This window comes from Candidatus Babeliales bacterium (assembly GCA_035288105.1).
GTDB lineage: Bacteria > Babelota > Babeliae > Babelales > Vermiphilaceae > SOIL31.
In genome coordinates this window covers 1-4,423 of sequence record DATEAY010000005.1, presented here as the reverse complement: position 1 = coordinate 4,423, position 4,423 = coordinate 1, and the positions used below count along the sequence as shown (strand labels likewise).

The following is a 4,423-nucleotide window of genomic DNA, read 5'->3' as shown; positions in this document are numbered from 1 at the left end:
GATCTCAAAAAGTATAAGAAGGTTCGTCAAAGACATGCTGAGGATTGATTGAGAGACCTATGGAGGGTTTGTTACGCTTGCTTAGGTATACCAGATTTAAGAACTCTATGACCGTTTTTCCCTAAGTGTTTAATTTTACCCTATTATGTACGGATATAAATGTGAATACTGCGAAGGTAAAGTGCAACCACGACTGGTTGAACGTGAGGCATTTAAACATAAAAATGGCTTTGTGATTCTAGAAAAAATCATCATTGGTGTTTGTAATTTATGTGGAAATCGGTACTATAGTGCCGATATACTGCATACAGTTCATGAGATTGCCACGGGCAAGCAGAAACCTGAGCGAACCGAACAGATCCCTGTTTGCACTGTGCCAAGACATAGTTGACAGTTTTTGAAAATCTATCCTGACCCCCCTTTTAAGTATATGATATAATACGAATCTTCTTAATTTTATTACAAATGAGGTTCGTATCTTATGTCCCTTGCTGATGACTACGGTCAATTAAAAGAAAAGTTCATTGATGATGTACAAGACAGATATGAAAGCATACGTCCTCTCGTTTTATTTGAGGGTGTATCAATTAAAGAGAGGGCAAGACAAACTGGCAGTAGTAAAAATACCATCAAGAAAAGAGTCAAACAATTCAAACAGCATGGAATGCGAGGACTATTTGACTCTCGGGAGCTTCCAAAAAAAATTAGAAATTGGAACATTCCTCAAGATGTCTTAGATGAAATTTTTAATCTTCTTTCTATCTACTCCGACTTTAAATACATTGAGATTTGCCATATTATTGATCATAAATTTGGTTATAAGCTCACACCTTATCAGGTTAAGACAATTAGTAACTACTCAGCCTAACAAATGCTTATATTTCAATAAGATACAGAAAGTAAATTTTGCTGCTCAAAAAGCAGTTTGTTGAAATATCAATATGTTATGTTCTTTGATAGATTTTTATGTTTTTGCGTAACATATTGATAACCAACAATATTTAATGGCTGAGTAGTTACAACAATTATAGAAGAGAATCCTCATCCAATTCAGCGTAAGATTCCCATCACTCCTACTGATCCTTATCAGCTTAAAGTTGAAATAGTTAAACGATATTACTCAGGATGGAAAATTACAACTCTTGCTAAGTTTTATGGACTATCACGTCAATATCTCTATGACATTATCAGCATTTTCGAGAAAGATAACTTTGCTGGACTTATGCCGAAATCTAAAGCCCCTCATCGACCTCATAGGAAAGTCTTTTTTTCGATAATCAACAAAGTGTATAGAATTCAAAGAGAAAATCCTCGACTTGGCAAGTTTAGAGTTTGGGGGTTATTGGGTATAACCCAACAAAAGTCAAAATTCCGCCATAGAATATTGTAAGACATTGATTTTAAATAGTTTTTAAAAACCAACATTTTTCAATTATCTTAAGAAAACCAATTTTTAAAATTCCTTATAAATCAATAGGTTTTACGATTCTATGAGATTTTTTTGACTTTTGTTGGGTTATACCCAATATTCTTTTGCTAGGTTTCGCAAACCCATCCCAGCCGACGCGCTGACTCCATTTTTTTCTACTCAATCAATTACACCAGTAATAACCTGTGACAAGTTTTTCTTGGTTTGTTTTTGACCAGAAGAATATTCTCTTTTTGGTACCATTCTTTTGTAAAACATTTCCTTCACACAATGCCTTGACATTGCCTTTACCTGTTGGTGGCTTTTCCGCGCAGGATGCTCGCCAAGTAAAAAGAGGCTCCAAATCTTCTATCGCAAAAGACTGTTTTGATGATTTTTCTATATGTGAGGCCAGTTCTGTGCAATCCCTTAGCATGTCGGCATCAATATTATCGGCAAATGCAATCTCCCAAGAAAAGCACAACACCAAACTCACAATGAAAAAAGACCTCTTCCACATAATAAAATCTCCTATTCTGATGGTTAAAAATGTAGGTAGGGTAAGCTGCCTAACTTCAAAATAACCAGCTCCAGTCAGGTGTATTTTATTGTTATTTTTCCTTGTTTACCTCTTGTCCAAGGCAAACCATCTTTTTCCCTGGCAAAAAAACTTTCCAACTCGACTTCTCCGGCTTATCCGTGGCGAACTGTCTTTTTTTCCTGGCCAAGAATCTCATCGCTCCAAATTATCCGATTTATGCGTGGCGAACCGTCTTTTCTTCTCGTAATGATCCTTGCGACTACCGAGGATAACGTAGAGTTGACTGATGCAGACCACCGAATGACTTAAAAGAGCAAAAAACCGTTTTGCAAATCATAAGTCAAAGTCAGTCTGTAAAAGCGTCCTGTGGTCTGCATTCATGTCCAACGACTTGTTATGGCTTCTATTTTGTATCGTTTTCAATTGCTGTTAATGTCCAAATACGTTTTAATGGTAGTTCTGCTCGAATATCTTCATCAAGTCTGTCATAATTACTCATCAGTTCATCTATTATCGAATCTTGATCCCATAGTCTTACTTTAAAAAACTGAGTAGGAAGTTCCTTGTCGATAGATGTTTTAAATCCACCCCATGAAACAAGTAATCCCTGTTCTGCATTAACGTTTTGCATAGCTCCAATGAGTTGATCAAGCGTTGGTCTATCCACGGGGCTATCTCCCGTCTTCACTTGAACGCAAAGTCTTGGACTCCCAAACCCAAGAGGACCCGGTGCAGCTAATATATCAATGCCTCGGTCTGGCCCTTCAGGACTACGGTATGTAGTATAGCCCTGAGCTTGCAGTATAGCTTCAATAACATGTAGTGATTTTTAATTCATAAGGCAATCTAAGATAATGGTAATTTTTTAAGATATCACTACTTGTGCAGGACTACCAATTTTAATATTTGTTCAGGACTTGCCGGTATTGGTTCAGTTTAATTGAATGGCATATCAAGCCAGATACTGGAGGCTTTTTTTCTTGTTCCTGGCTTTTATCTACTTAATTATTAAAAGCTTTTGCAGCGTTGGCTATTTGCAGCGGGAAACGGTTACTTCAGGCCAATTTGACCGCCATGTCCTGTCCAGACACCAATGCCTGTTGCCAAAAGACTCAAGCCAAGAACAACCCAGTGGAAGACTGTGAGTTTATGGAATACTTTTTTCGTATCCTGCTGGCCCTGTTTGCTAAAAATCAACTGAAACAATCTGTTTTCAAAAAGCAACACTAACACATAAAAACTCCACACAAGAAGCATTGCTGTTGGCCCGATGCCCTGGAAAGTAAAGAGTTGTTTCCATTGCCCTGTAAGATACAAAAGCCACGCCCCTGTCAGGCCAACGATGAGCACACAGAGTTTTGCGATTTTTGCAAACCGGTGCTCCACACGTTGAAAGAATAACACCTGTTCAAGTGAGCCCTCCATCTTTATGATCAAAGGAAAAACAATTAAAGTGACAAAGGCAACGCCACCGATCCAAAGCACAACGCCAAGAACATGAATAGTAATTAACAAAAGGAAAAGCATAATTTATCCTATTGCTGTTTGTTGTTAAGCTGATAAGAATTTGTTTTCTGAAACTTATCTTACAATACTTGCTATGACAAAAAAATATCAACATTTATATTTTGTATGGTTATGGCACGCAATATTAATTGGCTCCAATAGAAATTTAATAATATTTTTAATTGGTTAATAAACCGACGTTTTTGACACTTTAAAGTTATTACCGTGCATTTTTACATAAATGGTCGTGATACCCTTATTACAAGAAAGACTTTTCAGAGAATGTTAACAAAGTAATCTATCAATCATAGGATTTGAGAAAGATTTTAACAAAGTTTTTGTATCTGCTTGCTTTGCATGACCTACCCAACTGGCTATTCTTTGTTGCAGGTTCTCAGGTGGAACCTTTTCCCATTTTCGTAACCGGTTCCTAAATCTGCGTACATTTTCACCTGTCAATCTTCGCTTGGTTCGATAGATAACCTGTCCTAATATTACAACGAGACTTTGACTTTAACAATGGTTTATTAATAAACATAAGTTGTTGTTTTGTCTAAAAATAGCTTTTATTTATAACATAGCTAACCTACTGATATATAACGAAGTCTCGTTGTAATACTAAGAATCTATTGCCAATAGGGGAGGGATATAGTTGAACGGCTCTGGGATTTAATCGCAAGCGAAATTTTTCAAGAAAATCTGATACTTGCTGCTTCCATTCTTTCAACTGCCATTTGTTATAAGCGAACAATACGAGTCGAGTAGACAGAGGGAACTTCCCATAGGTGTTAAGCTAAGCACTGCATCCCCCTGATACTTCAACTCTCTCCAGGTTTATCTTTGTCGGTAAAGAATCACCGAGCATTTCATCAATCATCTGCAGTGTTGTTTTACGAGATGGCTGATGTAACTTTTCACATTCCTCTATCATTTTTTCTAAAAGGGTATTAACCTTATGAGAAAATATT

At 36.8% G+C, this 4,423-nt stretch carries 4 protein-coding genes; 1 reads left to right on the top strand and 3 read right to left on the bottom strand.

The window, feature by feature from the left end; translation table 11 throughout:
• The first annotated feature begins 481 nt into the window (after positions 1–481).
• Positions 482–868 (top strand): hypothetical protein, encoded by a 387-nt coding sequence (locus VJJ26_00300; protein ID HLC06601.1) that lies wholly within the window; start codon positions 482–484, stop codon positions 866–868.
• A 724-nt stretch (positions 869–1,592) separates the two neighbouring features.
• Here the strand turns inward: VJJ26_00300 and VJJ26_00295 are convergent.
• From VJJ26_00295 to VJJ26_00285, 3 genes are all read right to left on the bottom strand, one after another.
• The gene (locus tag VJJ26_00295; GenBank protein ID HLC06600.1) at positions 1,593–1,928 is read right to left on the bottom strand and encodes a hypothetical protein; all 336 of its coding nucleotides are present in this window, start codon (positions 1,926–1,928) and stop codon (positions 1,593–1,595) included.
• 424 nt (positions 1,929–2,352) lie between these two features.
• On the bottom strand, positions 2,353–2,763 hold the full coding sequence (locus VJJ26_00290; protein ID HLC06599.1) for a restriction endonuclease: 411 nt from the start codon (positions 2,761–2,763) through the stop codon (positions 2,353–2,355).
• A 236-nt stretch (positions 2,764–2,999) separates the two neighbouring features.
• Positions 3,000–3,476 carry a hypothetical protein gene (locus VJJ26_00285; GenBank protein ID HLC06598.1) on the bottom strand — a complete coding sequence of 159 codons (477 nt, stop codon included), beginning with the start codon at positions 3,474–3,476 and terminating at the stop codon, positions 3,000–3,002.
• Positions 3,477–4,423 lie beyond the last annotated feature (947 nt).

Coding starts and splice junctions, on each gene's coding strand:
- VJJ26_00285 (HLC06598.1), bottom strand. CDS start 3,476: ATGCTTTTCCTTTTGTTAATTACTATTCATGTTCTTGGCGTTGTGCTT.
- VJJ26_00295 (HLC06600.1), bottom strand. CDS start 1,928: ATGTGGAAGAGGTCTTTTTTCATTGTGAGTTTGGTGTTGTGCTTTTCT.
- VJJ26_00300 (HLC06601.1), top strand. CDS start 482: ATGTCCCTTGCTGATGACTACGGTCAATTAAAAGAAAAGTTCATTGAT.